Annotated in this window: 12 protein-coding genes; all 12 read left to right on the top strand. The window is 62.5% G+C overall.

Going from position 1 to position 15,511, the window contains the following annotated elements; translation table 11 throughout:
- Nucleotides 1–3: 3 nt before the first annotated feature.
- The 12 genes from FHJ80_RS10525 to FHJ80_RS10470 all read left to right on the top strand — a co-directional run bounded on the left by FHJ80_RS10525 (nucleotide 4) and on the right by FHJ80_RS10470 (nucleotide 15,475).
- Nucleotides 4–726: an urea amidolyase associated protein UAAP1 gene (locus FHJ80_RS10525; RefSeq protein ID WP_139527112.1), complete on the top strand. Its 723-nt coding sequence runs from the start codon at nucleotides 4–6 to the stop codon at nucleotides 724–726.
- 11 nt (nucleotides 727–737) lie between these two features.
- Nucleotides 738–1,376, top strand: coding sequence for an urea amidolyase associated protein UAAP2 (locus tag FHJ80_RS10520; RefSeq protein WP_139527111.1), 639 nt, complete (start codon nucleotides 738–740; stop codon nucleotides 1,374–1,376).
- 75 nt (nucleotides 1,377–1,451) lie between these two features.
- Nucleotides 1,452–5,078, top strand: a complete 3,627-nt coding sequence (gene uca / locus FHJ80_RS10515; RefSeq protein ID WP_139527110.1) for an urea carboxylase — start codon at nucleotides 1,452–1,454, stop codon at nucleotides 5,076–5,078.
- The gene (locus FHJ80_RS10510; protein ID WP_139527109.1) at nucleotides 5,075–6,154 is read left to right on the top strand and encodes an isopenicillin N synthase family oxygenase; all 1,080 of its coding nucleotides are present in this window, start codon (nucleotides 5,075–5,077) and stop codon (nucleotides 6,152–6,154) included. The genes uca and FHJ80_RS10510 overlap by 4 nt, the downstream gene beginning before the upstream one ends.
- A complete protein-coding gene (locus FHJ80_RS10505; RefSeq protein WP_218013982.1) occupies nucleotides 6,151–6,819 on the top strand; it encodes a hypothetical protein in 669 nt (222 codons plus the stop codon). Before FHJ80_RS10510 ends, FHJ80_RS10505 begins: the two co-directional genes overlap by 4 nt.
- Nucleotides 6,820–7,028: 209 nt before the next feature.
- Nucleotides 7,029–8,642 (top strand): ABC transporter substrate-binding protein, encoded by a 1,614-nt coding sequence (locus FHJ80_RS10500; protein WP_139527108.1) that lies wholly within the window; start codon nucleotides 7,029–7,031, stop codon nucleotides 8,640–8,642.
- Between the two features lie 9 nt (nucleotides 8,643–8,651).
- Nucleotides 8,652–9,680 (top strand): ABC transporter permease, encoded by a 1,029-nt coding sequence (locus FHJ80_RS10495; protein WP_139527107.1) that lies wholly within the window; start codon nucleotides 8,652–8,654, stop codon nucleotides 9,678–9,680.
- Between the two features lie 4 nt (nucleotides 9,681–9,684).
- Nucleotides 9,685–10,572 carry an ABC transporter permease gene (locus FHJ80_RS10490; RefSeq protein ID WP_255303924.1) on the top strand — a complete coding sequence of 296 codons (888 nt, stop codon included), beginning with the start codon at nucleotides 9,685–9,687 and terminating at the stop codon, nucleotides 10,570–10,572.
- A 10-nt stretch (nucleotides 10,573–10,582) separates the two neighbouring features.
- A complete protein-coding gene (locus FHJ80_RS10485; RefSeq protein WP_139527106.1) occupies nucleotides 10,583–12,250 on the top strand; it encodes an ABC transporter ATP-binding protein in 1,668 nt (555 codons plus the stop codon).
- The gene (locus FHJ80_RS10480; protein ID WP_139527105.1) at nucleotides 12,247–12,954 is read left to right on the top strand and encodes a GntR family transcriptional regulator; all 708 of its coding nucleotides are present in this window, start codon (nucleotides 12,247–12,249) and stop codon (nucleotides 12,952–12,954) included. Before FHJ80_RS10485 ends, FHJ80_RS10480 begins: the two co-directional genes overlap by 4 nt.
- A 53-nt stretch (nucleotides 12,955–13,007) precedes the next feature.
- Entirely contained in the window at nucleotides 13,008–14,822 is a 1,815-nt protein-coding gene (gene atzF, locus FHJ80_RS10475) for an allophanate hydrolase (protein WP_139527104.1), read from the top strand.
- Nucleotides 14,823–15,118: 296 nt separating this feature from the next.
- Nucleotides 15,119–15,475, top strand: a complete 357-nt coding sequence (locus FHJ80_RS10470; RefSeq protein WP_139527103.1) for a hypothetical protein — start codon at nucleotides 15,119–15,121, stop codon at nucleotides 15,473–15,475.
- Nucleotides 15,476–15,511: the final 36 nt, after the last annotated feature.

Genomic DNA, 15,511 nt, shown 5'->3' with positions numbered 1-15,511 from the left:
TTGATGACCCACGATGCACACTACACCACCCACCTGCCCGGCGGGCACCACTGGTCGCTGCGCCTGCGCCGTGGCACGACGCTGACGCTGACCGCCAAACAGGCCGATAGCAACGTAGGGCTTTTGTGCTACAACCCCGAAAACCTGCTGGAACGCTTGAACCTGCCGGACACCTTGAAGGCCCAGCACACCTTCAAGCTCGCCCAGGGTCACTGCCTCTACTCAGACATGGGGCGCATCTTCGCCTCGATCACCCACGATGACCTTGGCTGGCACGACAGCGTGGGCGGCAACCTGATGCCCCACCATCTGCTGGCCAAAGGCTGGCAACCGGTGAGCTATCAGCAGGCGCACAACGACTGGACGCGCACCGGCTTCGACGCCTTTCTGGTCGAACTGGCCAAGTATGGCTTAGGGCGACGCGACATGGCGGCCAACCTCAACCTGTTCTCCCGGGTCGAGTGCGATGACGCAGGCAAGCTGCGCTACGTCAGCGACCACTGCCAGCCAGGCAACCGCGTCACGCTGCGCTTCGAGATGGATACCCTGGTGCTGCTGCACACCTGCCCCCACCCGCTGGATCCCGCCGCCGACTATCCACGGCGAGGCGTCGATATCGCCCTGGGCATCGCCGAGGCGCCCAACGAAGACGACCCCTGCTACCGCTCGCGGCCCGAAAACGCCCGCGGTTTTGCCAACAACCGCCTTTACCACCTCGGCCTATAAGGGAGAACCGCATGATCATCGAAAGCACCCTACGCCCTGAAAATGCCATCAGCCGAACCACGGTGAACGCGGGCGACCACTACATCGGCGTCGTCGAGCGTGGCCAAACCCTGCGTATTCTCGATTTAGAGGGCAACCAGGCCGCCGACACCCTGTTCTTCAGCGCCGCGGATACCGCCGAGCGCTACAGCGCCATGGATACCGTTCGCGAGCAGGGAGCCGTCTACCTGACGGCGGGCTCCAAGCTGATCTCCAGCGAAGGCCGCACGATGTTGACGCTCACCGCCGATACCTGCGGCCGCCACGACACCTTGGGCGGTGCCTGCGCCAGCGAAAGCAACACCGTGCGTTACGACCTGGAGAAGCGCCATATGCACTCCTGCCGTGACAACTGGATGCAGGCCATTGCCAACCATCCAGAGTACGACCTGACCAAGCGCGACATCACCCACAACATCAACTTCTTCATGAACGTGCCGGTCACCGCCGACGGCGGGCTGACCTTCGAGGATGGCATCTCCGCGCCGGGCAAATACGTGGAGATGGTCGCCGAGATGGACGTGATCGTGCTGGTCTCCAACTGCCCCCAGCTCAACAACCCCTGTAACGGCTACGATCCCACGCCCATCGAGCTGTTGGTTTGGGAATGACCCGTTCGCCCTAGGGACGACCCTAGAAGGCAAAGCAACCTGCGGGACGACCCGCCTTTGTTTGCAGGCAGAGCCATGTCCACCCAGAAAACGTTTAGCAAAGTTCTGATTGCCAACCGCGGCGCCATTGCCGCGCGCATTTTACGCACGCTCAATGCGCTAGGCGTGGGCAGTGTCGTGGTGTATGCCGATGCCGACCGCGATGCCCCCTACGTGCATCAAGCCGATGAGGCGTATGCCCTTGGCGAGGGCGGCGCCAGCAACACCTATCTCGATATCGACAAGCTGATCGCGATCGCACAGCAGAGTGGCGCCCAGGCGATCCACCCCGGCTACGGATTTCTCTCGGAGAATACCCGCTTCATCACCGCCTGCGATGCCGCTGGGCTGACGTTTCTCGGCCCCACCGCCGAACAGATACGCCAGTTCGGCCTCAAGCATGAAGCCCGCGCGCTCGCCGAACGGGCGGGCGTACCGCTGGTACCCGGCTCGGCGCTGCTCGACAGCCTCGACGACGCCAGGCAGGCCGCCGAGCGGATCGGCTATCCGGTGATGCTCAAATCCACGGCGGGCGGCGGCGGCATCGGCATGCAGGTGTGCCGCACCCCGGCAGAACTCGAGCGCGCCTTCGAATCGGTGAAAGGCCTGGGCGAGCGCAATTTCGGCGATGGCGGCGTCTTTCTGGAAGCCTATATCGCCCGCGCCCGCCACCTGGAAGTGCAGCTATTTGGCGACGGCCAGGGCAGCGTCATCGCCCTCGGTGAGCGCGACTGTTCCACCCAGCGCCGCCACCAAAAAGTGCTGGAGGAGTGCCCGGCGCCGAATCTCCCCGACGCCGTTCGCCAAGCGCTGCACGCCACGGCGGTGCAGCTAGGCAAAGCGGTCAACTACCGCAGCGCGGGCACCGTCGAGTTCATCTACGATGCCGAGCGCGAAGCCTTCTACTTCCTGGAGGTCAATACCCGCCTTCAAGTGGAGCACGGCGTTACCGAGCTGGTCTACGGCGTGGACATCGTCGAGTGGATGATCCGACTCGGCGCCGGTGCGCTGCCCGACCTGGAAGGCCTGGCCCAAGGCCTCGCCCCCCACGGCCACGCCGTGCAGGCGCGCCTCTACGCCGAAGACCCCGCCCACGACTTTCGCCCCAGCTCCGGTCTGCTGACGGACGTTCGCTTTCCCGAGGCCAGCGGCCTGCGCATCGACCACGCCATCGAGGCGGGCCTGGAGGTCTCACCGCTGTTCGACCCCATGCTGGCCAAGGTGATGGTGCATGCCGCCAGCCGCGGGCAGGCCACCGCCGAGCTGGCAGATGCCCTGGACAGCGCCAGCGTCTACGGCATTACCACCAACTGCCGCTGGCTGGCTCACGTGCTGCGCGCCGAGCGCTTTCAGCAGGCGGATATCGACACCCACTGGCTCACGACACTGGATTGGGCACCGCCCGCCATCGAAGTGCTCGCACCAGGCACGCTGACCACGATTCAAGACTTCCCCGGCCGCCAGGGCCACTGGGACGTGGGCGTGCCGCCTTCCGGCCCGTTCGACGACTGGTCGTTTCGGCTGGGCAACCGCCTGCTCGACAACCCACCAGAGGCCGCGGGCCTGGAGATCACTCTCCAAGGCCCCACGCTGCGCTTTCATCGGGCCACCCAGATCGTGCTCGCCGGGGCTGAACTCTCCGCCTCGCTGGAGAGTCGCGCCATCGACCGCTGGGCCGTCATCGATGTGCCCGCCGGTGCCACGCTGACGCTGGGCAAGGCCACCGCAGGCGCCCGCGCCTATCTGCTGGTGCGTCACGGTATCGAGTGCCCGCGCTACCTGGGCTCTCGCAGTACCTTTACGCTCGGCCAATTCGGCGGCCATGGCGGCCGCGCCCTACGCAGCGGCGACATGCTCACCCTGCCTGCGCTGAACCCGGCTGCCCAGTGCACCCTCGATAGCGCGCTGGTGCCCGCCATCGGTAGCGCGGCGGCCGACGTCACCGAGATTGCCGTGCTGTATGGCCCCCACGGCGCGCCGGATTTCTTTACCGACGGCGATATCGACCGCTTTTTCGACCACGAGTGGTCGGTGCACTACAACTCCAGCCGCACCGGCGTGCGCCTGATCGGCCCACGGCCGGAGTGGGCCCGGGCCGACGGCGGCGAGGCGGGGCTACACCCCTCGAACATCCACGATAACGCCTACGCCTTCGGCACCATCGACTTTACCGGCGACATGCCGGTCATTCTGGGCCCGGACGGCCCGTCATTGGGCGGGTTCGTCTGCCCCGCCACCGTGGTGCGCGCCGAACGCTGGAAGCTTGGCCAGCTCACCGCCGGTGACAAAGTGCGCTTCGTGCCGGTCACCTTGGCCACCGCTCGGGCGCTGGAGGAGCGCCAGCTCGCCCAATTGGCGTCGCTGACACCGGCACCCGACGTGACGCTCGACTGGGAGCAGAGCACCCCGGTGCTGCGCGACGTTCCTGCCGAAGAGGCGGGTGAGCGCATCGTTTACCGCCGGGCTGGGGACGACTTCCTACTGATCGAATTCGGCTCCATGGAGTTGGACATCGCCCTACGCTTTCGCGTCCACGCCTGGATGCTGTGGCTGCAAGAACACTCCATTGCGGGCCTGCGAGAGCTCACCCCCGGCATCCGCTCGCTACAGGTGCATTTCGAACCGCGGGAGCTGACCCTTGACGCGCTGCTTGACCACCTGCGCGAAGCCGAACAGGCGCTGGTGGACGTCGAGTCGCTGGAAGTGGCGTCTCGGGTCGTGCATCTGCCCCTCTCCTGGGACGACCCCGCCTGCCAGGAAGCCATCGACAAGTATCAGCGCAGCGTGCGTCCCGACGCCCCCTGGTGCCCCAGCAACCTGGATTTCATTCGCCGCATCAACGCCCTCGAAAGCGAACGGCAAGTGCGCGACATCGTCTTCAACGCCCGCTACCTGGTGATGGGGCTGGGCGATGTCTACTTGGGGGCGCCGGTCGCCACCCCCCTCGATCCGCGCCAGCGCCTGGTCACCACCAAATACAACCCGGCGCGTACCTGGACGGCAGAAAACTCGGTGGGGATTGGCGGCGCGTATCTCTGCGTCTATGGCATGGAGGGTCCCGGCGGCTACCAGTTCGTGGGCCGCACGCTGCAGATGTGGAACCGCTACCGCACGACTCGGCACTTCGACAACCCGTGGCTGCTGCGCTTTTTCGATCAGCTGCGCTTTTATGCAGTGAGCCACGACGAGCTGCAGCGCATCCGCCGCGACTTCCCCCACGGGCGCTTCGATCTCTCCATCGAGACGACCCGTTTCACACTGGCCGACTACCAAGCCGAGATCGACGCTAACGCCGAGGCCATCGAGGCGTTTCGCACCCGGCGTGAGCAGGCCTTTCAAGCGGAAATGGCCGCTTGGCGTGCCAATGGCCAGTTCACCTTCGAAGACCAAGCCCCGGCAAGCGCCGACGTCGACGCGCTCGACGAAGACGAGTTGGGGATCGAAAGCCCAGTCACCGGCAGCCTATGGAAACTGCTGGTCAAGGAGGGCGAGCAGGTCAGCGCAGGTCAACCCGTGGCGCTGGTGGAGTCGATGAAGATGGAGGTCGAGGTCACCGCCCACTGCGCCGGACGGGTCGTCCGGCTGCCGCTCGCCGAAGGCTCGGCCCTCGGCCCCGGCCAGCCGCTGGTGGTACTTATCCAGGAAGAGGAGGCCAACGCATGAGCACACCCACTGGCAACCAGCGCTTGGCGGGCTTTCAGGCGATTCCGGTCATCGACATTCACCCCCTGCTACATGGGGACGATCAGGCAAAGCGTGAGGTGGCCGCAGAACTGGGGCGCGCCGCCCGTGACGTGGGTTTCTTCCAAATGATGGGCCACGGCATCGATGACTCGCTGCGCGACGGGCTGATTCATCAGGCCAAACGCTTCTTTGCCCAGCCCGAAGCGACCAAAATGGAGCGCTACATCGGCCTCTATCACCACCATCGCGGCTATGTGCCGCCCGGCGAAGAGTCGCCAGACCCGGCCAAGCCCGATATGAAAGAGGCCTTCGACCTCGCGTTCGAGCTACCCAGCGATGACCCTGCAGTGCTAGCCGGAACGCCGCTGCTCGGTCCCAACCCCTGGCCCGACCTAGAGGGCTTCAAGGAACCCGTAGCCACTTACTATGACGCGGCCTACCACGTCGGGCGCGCACTGATGGGCGGCTTTGCCATGGCATTGGGGCTTGCGCCCGAGCAGCTGCTCCAGTACGTAAACAAGCCGCCCAGCCAGCTACGCCTGATCCACTACCCCTACAACCCCGATGCCGAGGACGCCCAAGGTATCGGCGCCCACACGGACTACGAATGCTTTACCCTGTTGCTGCCCACCGCCCCCGGGCTCGAGGTGATGAATGGCAACGGCGAGTGGGTCGACGTGCCGTTCAAAGAGGGCGCCTTGGTCGTCAATATTGGCGATATGCTGGAGATCTGGAGCAACGGCGAATTCGTCGCCACCTCTCACCGGGTTCGCAAAGTGAAGGAGGAGCGCTACTCGTTTCCGCTCTTTTTCGCCTGCGATTACCCCACCAGGGTCGCCCCGCTCCCCGAGCTCGTCGCGCGTCACGGACAGGCGCACTACGGCGCTCTGATAGCAGGCGACCACCTCTATGCCCAAACCATCCAAACCTTTCGCTACCTACGCGAGCGCTTGGCAGCGGGCGAGATTACGCTCCCAGAGGACGCCAGAGAAGTTGGTAGCCTGGGCCAGCACGGCAAGCAGAAAGCGCCGGGCAGCACGGGAGCGACGTCATGACGATGCCACTTCCCAGCGTGCATCCAGCGTACCAAGGGGCGTGGCAGCGCACGCTCTATGCCGAGCCCTACACACCGCCGTACCGGGCAACCGATACCACCACCCGGGTGGTGTGGCTACAGGGCCAGCAGTGGCATGCCGACTTGCGCATCCCCCTCGAATCACCTGACTTCAGCCACGTTCAAAGCCTCGCAGCGTGCAACCGAGCGCAGCTCGAGTGGTTGGCCAGCCTGACGGCCTTTGCAGGGCTGACCCAAATAGATGGCGGTGTATGCACTTGGCATCGCCTGCAGGATCTCTGCCCCAGCCTAGAGAAAGACGTGGGCCTGCTGCGCTGGCAGGCGGACACGCTGGAAGAGCGGCACCCGGCAGGACACTACGTCGAGCATTGGCAGCGGCTCACGACACCCAGCGCGGCGGAGACGGTGCGCGTCGATGAGCAGGGCCGGCTGCGCTGGCTGGCGCTCGGCGATCACGCCATGGCCATCACCCCCCGCCCACCCATCGCCGATCAATCCGACCCCTTCGCGCTACCCCGCCACGCCAGCCTCGACGATCTGCGCTGGCGAGCCAGCCTGTGCATCGACTACTGCCAACGCGGCCCAAACGGGTGGCACATCGAGCTCTCCACACAGCCCTGGCGTCGGGGGAGCTGTATCGAATAGACCGAATAGAGAGCGGCGTTCCAAAACAGCGCGAAGTGTATGCACTTTGCGCTTTTATATGGCAATTCTCTTGGGAAACACGCGCCCCAACTTGCTAAATATCGCGACAAGCCTCTGTTTTAAATGAAAAATAGAGGTGTCACTGGCGTGCTGGCACCCTAAGTGCATACACATTGGAAACTCACAGCGTTCTTGATCGAGGATCTCCCATGAACCGTCGCGACTTTCTAAAAAGCACCTCCGCCCTAACCCTGGGCGCTGCCGCGCTCCCCTTTCTCAAAGTTCTGCCCGCCATGGCCAGCGGCAATGAAACGCTCGTGGTGGTCATGGGCAGCACGATCAACAGCCTGGATATCCACCGTAGCGGTACCAATCGCCCTAGCTATCAGGTTGCGGTCAATTGCTACGACCGGCTCATGACGTTTGGGACTAAAACCCTGGAAGATGGCTCCTTGAGCTATGACTACGACAACCTAAAAGGCGAGCTGGCAGAGCGCTGGGAGGTCTCTGACGATGGTCGCACCATCACCCTCTATTTACGTGACGCCACTTTCTGGGATGGCCGCCCCGTCACCGCGCAAGACGTCAAATGGTCATTCGACCGCTCGGTCACCCTCGGCGGTTTCCCGACCACCCAGATGGCCGCAGGCTCGATGACTACGCCTGACCAGTTCGAAGCCGTCGACGAGCGCACCTTCCGTATTCATTTACCCCACGCCTCCAAGCTGACCCTGCCCAACCTCACGACGCCGATCGCCATCGTGATCAATTCCGAGTTGGCGCTCGAGCATGCCACCGACGATGACCCCTGGGCGACCGAGTACCTTCACCGCACGCCAGCAGGCTCGGGCGCCTTCCAAGTCGAGCGCTGGGAGCCAGGTCAGCAGCTTGTCTATCGTCGCTACGATGATTGGGCCAGCGGCGAGCAGCCAGGCGCAGCACGGGTCATTTTGCGGGAAGTGCCCTCAACCTCGACTCGTCGCGCCCTACTCGAACGCGGCGACGTTCATTTATCCCAAGACGTTCCGCCCCGGGATGCCATGGAGCTGGATGCTCAATCCCGTGTGAAAGTCGTTAGCACACCGATTGAAAACTGCCTGCATGTACTGTGCCCCAACTTGAATTTCGAGCCCTTCCAGGACGTGCGCGTGCGTCAAGCCATTGCCTGGGCCATCCCCTATGAGGCCATCATGCAAAACGCCGCTTATGGGCGTGGCGTGCCGATGTGGGGTGGCGACAGTGAGCAACCCACCGATACTGCCTGGCCGCAGCCGTTTCCCTATCGCAACGACCTGGAGCGCGCCAGAGCATTGATGGCTGAATCGGATTTCGCCGACGGCTTCGACGTGCCACTCTCCTTTGACTTGGGCCAGGCCGACTGGGCCGAGCCCACCGCGCTGCTGATTCAAGAAGCGCTTGGAGAAATTGGCATTACCGTGACGCTGGATCGCATCCCCGGTGCCAACTGGCGCACTCGCGCCCTGGTCGATAAACAGCTCCCCTTACATCTCGAAAACTTTGGTGGCTGGCTGAACACCCCCTGCTACTACTTTTTCTGGGCCTATATCGAAGGCAACCTGTTCAACTCGTCCAATTACCACAACGACGAACTTGCCCAACTGGTCGACGAAACGCTCTTCATGCCCATGGATGATCCCGCCTATGCGCCCAAAGTCCGCCGCATGATCGAGATCGCGTTCACTGACGTGCCGCGTATTCCCCTCTACCAGCCGACGCTCAACGTGGCCATGCAACCCACTATCTCGGGCTACGAATATTGGTATCACCGCCAGCTCGACAACCGCCCGCTGCGTATCAACTAAGGAGCTAGCATGGCCACCCTGTCACGCAAACGCCTGGTTGCCGGGCGCATCGTTCAAGCTGTACCAGTGTTGATCGGTATCGTCATCGTTTCGTTTCTACTAACCCGGGCGCTGCCCGGGGATCCCGCCGCCTACTTTGCCGGGCCCGCGGCCAACGCAGAGTCCATCCAGCAAGTGCGCGTCAGCATGGGGCTGGATCGCCCCTTACCCCTCCAGTTCGTCAGCTATGTCCAGGATCTGTTCAGCGGCGACTTGGGGATTGCCATCTCCACTGGCCAGCCGGTGCTGCATGAGCTCACCACTCGGCTGCCTGCCTCGCTGGAGCTCACCGGTTTTGCGCTGCTTTTTTCGATGGCCATCGCCCTGCCGCTGGGCATTCTAGCCGCTACCCGCCCCAATACCTGGGTGGATCATATGTGCCGTGCCGTGGTCACCGCCGGGGTGTCACTGCCCACCTTCTTCACCGGCCTGGCGCTGATTTATATCTTTTACTATTTGCTTGGCTGGGCACCTTCGCCCATGGGGCGGCTGGACTTTTTATACCTTTCGCCCCCTAAAGTGACCGGCTTCTACGTCATCGACGCGCTCATTGCTTGCGACATGGAAACCGCCTGGGCGGCGCTCTCCCAGCTACTGCTCCCCGCCATTACGCTAGGGCTCTTCACCCTTGCGCCGATCGCACGCATGACCCGGGCGGCGATGCTACAAACCCTGCAGAGCGAGTTCATTCGTACCGCCCGTGCCGCTGGCCTACCGCGCCGCAAAGTCCTTTTCACCTACGCCTTGCGTAACGCCATTCTGCCGGTGATTACCACGCTAGGCATGGTGTTCTCCTTTGCACTAGGGGCCAACGTACTGGTGGAGCAGGTCTTCTCGTGGCCGGGCATTGGCTCCTACGCCATCGAAGCCTTGGTGGTCTCGGACTACGCCTCGGTGCAGGGGTTCGTACTCACCATGGCACTGCTCTTCGTCACCCTTAACTTACTGATCGACGTGATCTACACCCTGGTGGATCCGCGTCTCAATACGGAGACGTAGCGCCATGAATACAATGACCTCCACGAGTAGCGCTCACGAGGGTTCACTACGCCGCTTTGCACGACACCTGCTCTATGTGATGACCGACAACCCCGTCACGGCGGTCGCGTTTGGGCTGTTCCTACTGATCGTCATCGCTGCGCTACTCGGCCCCTGGCTGGTGCCCTACAACCCGCTGGCCACCGACGCCAGCAGCACCCTCCAAGCGCCCTCCTGGCAGCACTGGTTCGGCACCGACCACCTGGGCCGTGATGTGTTTTCGCGGGTGGTGGTGGCTACCCGTCTCGATTTGATGATCGCAGTCACCGCGGTGGCGATCGCCTTTGTCGTGGGCTCGACACTCGGTGCTATCGCCGGGTTTTATGGCGGCTGGGTTGATCGCATTTCCGGTCGATTGATGGACACCATCATGGCCTTTCCGCTGTTCGTCCTGGCGATGGGCATCGTCGCTGCGGCGGGCAATACCATTGAAAACATCGTCTACGCCACGGCCATCATCAATCTGCCTTTTTATGCCCGTATGGCGCGTACCGAAGTCGCGATGCGCCGCCAAGCGGGCTATGTACAAGCCGCCCGGCTATCCGGCAATCGCGACTGGCGCATTTTAGCGTTTCAGATCTTTCCCAACTCGCTCCCCCCCATGATGGTGCAAATTTCACTCAACATGGGCTGGGCAATCCTCAACGCGGCGGGGCTTTCGTTCATCGGCTTAGGCGTCAGCCCGCCCACTCCCGAGTGGGGCATCATGGTGGCCGAAGGCGCCAACTACATCGTCTCGGGCCAGTGGTGGCTTGCGGTGTTCCCAGGGCTGGCCCTGATGCTTGCCGTCTTCACATTCAACTTGCTGGGCGACGGACTGCGCGATCTAGTCGACCCGCTGCGGCGTACCTGAGGGGCATACTATGGCTATTCCACTGCTCGACATTCGTGACTTAACGGTTGAGTTCGCTACCCGCCACGGCACCGTCACGGCGGTCAAAAAAGTCGATATCACGATCAACAAAGGCGAGACGCTGGGCATCGTCGGCGAGTCGGGCTCAGGGAAATCGGTGACGTCCTACGCCCTACTACGCATTCTGGATCGTGCCGGACAGATTGCCGATGGCAGCATCGTGTTTGGCGGGGTCGACGTTGGTGGCGCAGATGAACGCACCATGAGCGAGCTGCGCGGTCGCGAAATGTCGATGATCTTTCAGAACCCCCGTGCAGCGCTCAACCCCATCCGCCCGGTTGGCCGACAGATCGAGGACGTCATGATCGAGCACGGCCTCGCGACCAGGAGCAACGCGCGTGGCAAAGCGATCAAGATGCTCGAAGCCGTTCGCATACGCGACCCGGAGGAGCGCTACCACGCCTTCCCTTTTGAACTCTCAGGAGGCATGTGCCAACGCATTGTGATTGCCATTGCACTGGCCTGTCGCCCGCAACTGCTCATCGCGGACGAGCCCACGACCGGGCTCGATGTGACGACCCAAAAAGCGGTGATGGATTTGATCGTCGAACTCGCGGCCGAGCGGCAGATGGCCACCCTGCTGATCACCCATGATCTAGGGTTGGCCGCCAGCTACTGCGACAAAATCGTGGTCATGGAGAAGGGGGAAATCGTCGAGGCGGCGACGGTAGCGGAGCTGTTTGCCAACCCGAGACACCCCTACACCCAGCGCTTGATGCGCGCCACCCCCAGGCTCGACTCACAGGTAGCCGACCTGCTACCTGAAGGGGACGAACGGCGTGCCAGCATCGAGCGCCAGTCCATCGGTCCACCACTGCTCGAAGTCGACGCGCTGGTGAAAGCCTTTGGTAAGGCCGACCACCCGGTGCGAGCGGTGGACAACCTCAGTTTTACCCTACACGAGGGCGAAAGCCTCGGCTTGGTGGGGGAAAGCGGCTGCGGTAAATCGACCACGTCGGCCATGATCATGCGCCTACTGGATCCCACCAGCGGAACGCTTCGCTTCGCCGGCAGCGACATTGCCGCAATCGGCGCCAAGCAGTTTGCCCATCATCCGCTGCGCAGCAAACTGCAAATGGTGTTCCAAGACCCCACGGATAGCCTCAATCCCCGCTGGAGTGCGCGCCGCTCCATCGAAGACCCACTGCGTAGGCTTGGGCATGTAAACGGCCAGGCGCTCAATGCCCGAGTCTCACTGCTGGCCGAACGGGTGGGGTTACCCAGCCACCTGCTGGATCGCTTTCCCCACCAGCTTTCCGGGGGACAAAAATCGCGGGTGGGCATCGCGCGTGCGATCGCCCTTGAGCCCAAACTGCTGATTCTCGATGAGCCCACCGCCGCGCTGGACGTCTCCGTTCAGGCGGTGGTGCTGAACCTATTGGCGAGCCTGCGTGAGCAGCTCAATATGAGCTACCTATTCATCAGTCACGACCTCAATGTCGTTCGCTTGCTGTGTGACCGCGTGATGGTCATGCAGGCGGGTAGTATCGTCGAACAGGGGCCGACGGAGAAGCTGTTGAGCGAGCCTAGCCACGACTATACACGTGCGCTACTTGCGGCCATTCCTCATCCACCGGCTCGATCATCCGCCGACCATGCCCAGGTAGCCCCAGTATGAACAACCATGAGCCCGTAAGCCCCGCCAAGTTACGTGAGGGCACAACCGTGGATGACATGCTCAGCATCCTCGCCGATGAGATCATTCGCGGTGAGATTGCGCCAGGCACCAAGCTGGATGCCCGGGTCATCGCCGAGCGCTTCGCCGTCTCCCGAACCCCGGTGCGCGAGATGTTTGGTCACCTTGCGGCCATGGGACTGGTCGAAAAACGACCCAACCGTGGCGTCACGGTCGCCAACATCACCGATGACTCGTTGATGGCGATGTACGAAGCGATGTCCGAATTAGAGGCTGCCTGCGCCCGTCTCTGCGCCCTTCGGATGACCCTCGAAGAGCGCCAAGCCCTTCAGCGCCTGCACAAAGAGGCCCTGCGCGTGGTGCGCGACGGCACCACCAGCGACTACGAAGCCTTCAACCATGAGTTCCATACTCATCTCTACAAAGGCAGCCATAGCCCGTACCTGCGCGATTTGGCGCTGGCGACGCGGAGCCGGTTACAACCTTTCCGCAAAGCCCAGTTTCGTATGCCGCAACGCCCCAGCCTCTCCTGGCAGGAGCACGATGCGATCGTGGCCGCCATCATGGAGGGCGATGGCGACGCCGCCGCTCGCGCCACCCGCTCCCATGTCATGCAGGTCAGCATTAGTACGCAGCACTATGTCGACGAGCACAGAACCGACGCCAATAGACGCTCGACAATTTAGACACCAGGCAAATTAAGCACTAGGCCAAACAGACACTCTATAAGGAAGGCACGATGCGCTACGCACTGACCATCGAATCACTGCACACTGCTTACCAACAAGGCGACCTGACCCCCACTCAGCTCATCGACGAGCTGCTGGCTCAAGCTGAACGCCACGGCGCCGAGCCGGCTTGGATAACGCGTTTGGATCGCGCGCAGTTGGCTCCTTATCTGCAGCGTCTGGAGGGAGAGTCGCCGGAAACGCTGCCGCTCTACGGTATTCCCTTTGCCATCAAAGACAACATCGATCTGGCGGGGGTGCCGACCACTGCGGGCAGCCCGGCCTACGCTTACACGCCCCAAGAGAGCGCCTTCGTGGTGCAACGGCTGATCGATGCGGGCGCGATTCCTATGGGGAAAACCAATCTCGATCAGTTTGCCACTGGGCTGGTGGGTGAACGCGCGCTGGACGTGTACGGCACGCCGGCCAACGCTTTCGACCCAGAGCGGGTGCCGGGGGGCTCCAGTAGCGGCTCCGCGGTCGTCACAGCCGCAGGCATGGTGAGCTTCGCGCTAGGCACCGATACCGCCGGTTCCGGCCGCGTGCCCGCCTGCTTCAACAATTTATACGGCGTCAAACCTAGCCTTGGCCTGCTCAGCACCCGCGGCGTCGTGCCCGCCTGCGCCACGCTGGACACCATTAGCCTCTTTACCCTCACCGCCGACGATGCCGCCAAGGTGCTCGGTGTGACGGCGGTCTATGACGATCAGTGCGCCTGGTCGCGAAAGCATGACTTTGCCGTGTACGGTCAACGCTATGGACAGGCGCCTGCGACCTTCCGGTTTGGGGTGCCGCTGGCGTCTCAATGGCACACCGATGCGGCCTATACCCAGGGGATGCAACAGGCGATTGCCGAGCTGGAGGCTCTTGGCGGGGAAAAAGTCGAGCTGGACTGTTCGCCGCTACTGGCCGCCGCACGCTTGCTCTACGAAGGGCCCTGGGTGGCCGAACGTTACCATGTCATCCGCGAGTTGATGCAGCGTGAGCCGCAAGCGGTGCACCCCGTCACCTTCGGTATCACGCAAGGCGGCGCCACGCCGCTGGCGGTGGATGCCTTCGATGCACGCTACAAGCTCGCCGAATTCAAACGCCAGGCCGATACCCTCATTGGCCAAGTGGATGTGATGCTCTCGCCCACCACGGTGACCCACCCTACCAAAGCAGACGTGGCCGCCGACCCGATTGGCGTAAACTCGCGCCTGGGTACCTGGACCAACTTCATGAACCTGCTCGATTACAGCGCGCTGGCAGTGCCCATCGGATTTACGGACGACAATCTGCCGGTAGGCGTCACGCTGTTTGGGCCCGTGTTCGATGACTTGTCACTGCTCTCTCTGGGCCGAGCCCTCGAAGCACGCTCGATGCTGCCGTTAGGCGCCACGGGTGTCGCCCGCTCGGCGTTGACTGCCCATGCCACCACTGCTCAAGACGGCACGCTAGAGCTGGTGGTATGCGGCGCGCACCTGCAAGGCCTGCCGCTCAATCACCAGTTGACCGAACGGGGCGGCCAACTGATCAGCACGACCCATAGCGCGCCCCGCTACAAGCTCTTCGCACTAGCGGGTGGGCCGCCCAAACGCCCGGCCATGCTGCGCGACGAGCATGGCCAAGCCATCGAAGTGGAAGTATGGCGCTTACCCATCGCCACCATTGGCAGCTTGTTGGCCGGTATTCCTGCCCCCCTCGGTTTGGGTCAAGTGGAACTTGCCGACGGAAGCTGGAAATGTGGCTTCATCTGCACCGCCGGTGCGCTCAATGAAGGGGGTAAGGCAGAGGACATCACCGCATTTGGCGGTTGGCGCGGATGGCTAGCGAGTCATTCATAGCTCCCACCTATAAGGCTCATCTCGTGGATGAGCCTTTTAAACCAAACACACGGATACCAGCATGTTTGCGGTGCCTCCTACTTTATGCGAACCAAGTCATTGAGCCCTTTATTTGAGATAGGTCATTTAGCTTTGCCCCATCTCTGCTTACGAAAACGGGATAGGCGTCTTTGGAGCTTTTGCATGTTTCCAGATCGTAAGGATGTCGTTTTCTGCTAGGTTTATAAGTCTAACTCTGCTTGATGCGGCGTTAGATTTCAGATCAGGAACCACCCACGGCAGGAGGCCAACTCGTCATGTCGTCATCCTTTCCCTCACGATCGGGCGCGATCGTCCTGCTAATCGCGTCGCTTACGGGGCTTGCCATCGCGCTGTATGCCTATTTCACTCCACTGACCGGCGTCACTGGAACACTCGGTGCATTGGTAGCCATCTTGGCCTGTCTCGCGCTTGCCATATTGGCCTTGCTACTGGCGTCTACTCAAGGTCCCGGCTCTGCCATTTTCCTCCGGATACTCATTCTGCTGGGTCTCGGCGGCACGGGATTCGCCGCTGTGCTACTTCATCAATGGTGGATAGGCGTAGCCATGGTAGTAGGCCTGATAGGCCTGATACTCGACCTGATGCGCCCAGCGCACCTTGCCCATTCTTAAGGAGTTGCTCATGACGACCCGTTTATCCTTCTCCAG

Origin of the sequence: Halomonas sp. BL6, from assembly GCF_006228115.1 — a bacterium.
GTDB lineage: Bacteria > Pseudomonadota > Gammaproteobacteria > Pseudomonadales > Halomonadaceae > Vreelandella > Vreelandella piezotolerans.
Note: the sequence above shows the minus strand (reverse complement) of the source record. Positions and strands in the feature narration are given on the sequence as shown.

What these genes read in the sequence shown, in the direction of transcription:
- FHJ80_RS10525 (WP_139527112.1), top strand. Translation starts at nt 4, where the DNA reads ATGACCCACGATGCACACTACACCACCCACCTGCCCGGCGGGCACCAC.
- FHJ80_RS10520 (WP_139527111.1), top strand. Translation starts at nt 738, where the DNA reads ATGATCATCGAAAGCACCCTACGCCCTGAAAATGCCATCAGCCGAACC.
- uca (WP_139527110.1), top strand. Translation starts at nt 1,452, where the DNA reads ATGTCCACCCAGAAAACGTTTAGCAAAGTTCTGATTGCCAACCGCGGC.
- FHJ80_RS10510 (WP_139527109.1), top strand. Translation starts at nt 5,075, where the DNA reads ATGAGCACACCCACTGGCAACCAGCGCTTGGCGGGCTTTCAGGCGATT.
- FHJ80_RS10505 (WP_218013982.1), top strand. Translation starts at nt 6,151, where the DNA reads ATGACGATGCCACTTCCCAGCGTGCATCCAGCGTACCAAGGGGCGTGG.
- FHJ80_RS10500 (WP_139527108.1), top strand. Translation starts at nt 7,029, where the DNA reads ATGAACCGTCGCGACTTTCTAAAAAGCACCTCCGCCCTAACCCTGGGC.
- FHJ80_RS10495 (WP_139527107.1), top strand. Translation starts at nt 8,652, where the DNA reads ATGGCCACCCTGTCACGCAAACGCCTGGTTGCCGGGCGCATCGTTCAA.
- FHJ80_RS10490 (WP_255303924.1), top strand. Translation starts at nt 9,685, where the DNA reads ATGAATACAATGACCTCCACGAGTAGCGCTCACGAGGGTTCACTACGC.
- FHJ80_RS10485 (WP_139527106.1), top strand. Translation starts at nt 10,583, where the DNA reads ATGGCTATTCCACTGCTCGACATTCGTGACTTAACGGTTGAGTTCGCT.
- FHJ80_RS10480 (WP_139527105.1), top strand. Translation starts at nt 12,247, where the DNA reads ATGAACAACCATGAGCCCGTAAGCCCCGCCAAGTTACGTGAGGGCACA.
- atzF (WP_139527104.1), top strand. Translation starts at nt 13,008, where the DNA reads ATGCGCTACGCACTGACCATCGAATCACTGCACACTGCTTACCAACAA.
- FHJ80_RS10470 (WP_139527103.1), top strand. Translation starts at nt 15,119, where the DNA reads ATGTCGTCATCCTTTCCCTCACGATCGGGCGCGATCGTCCTGCTAATC.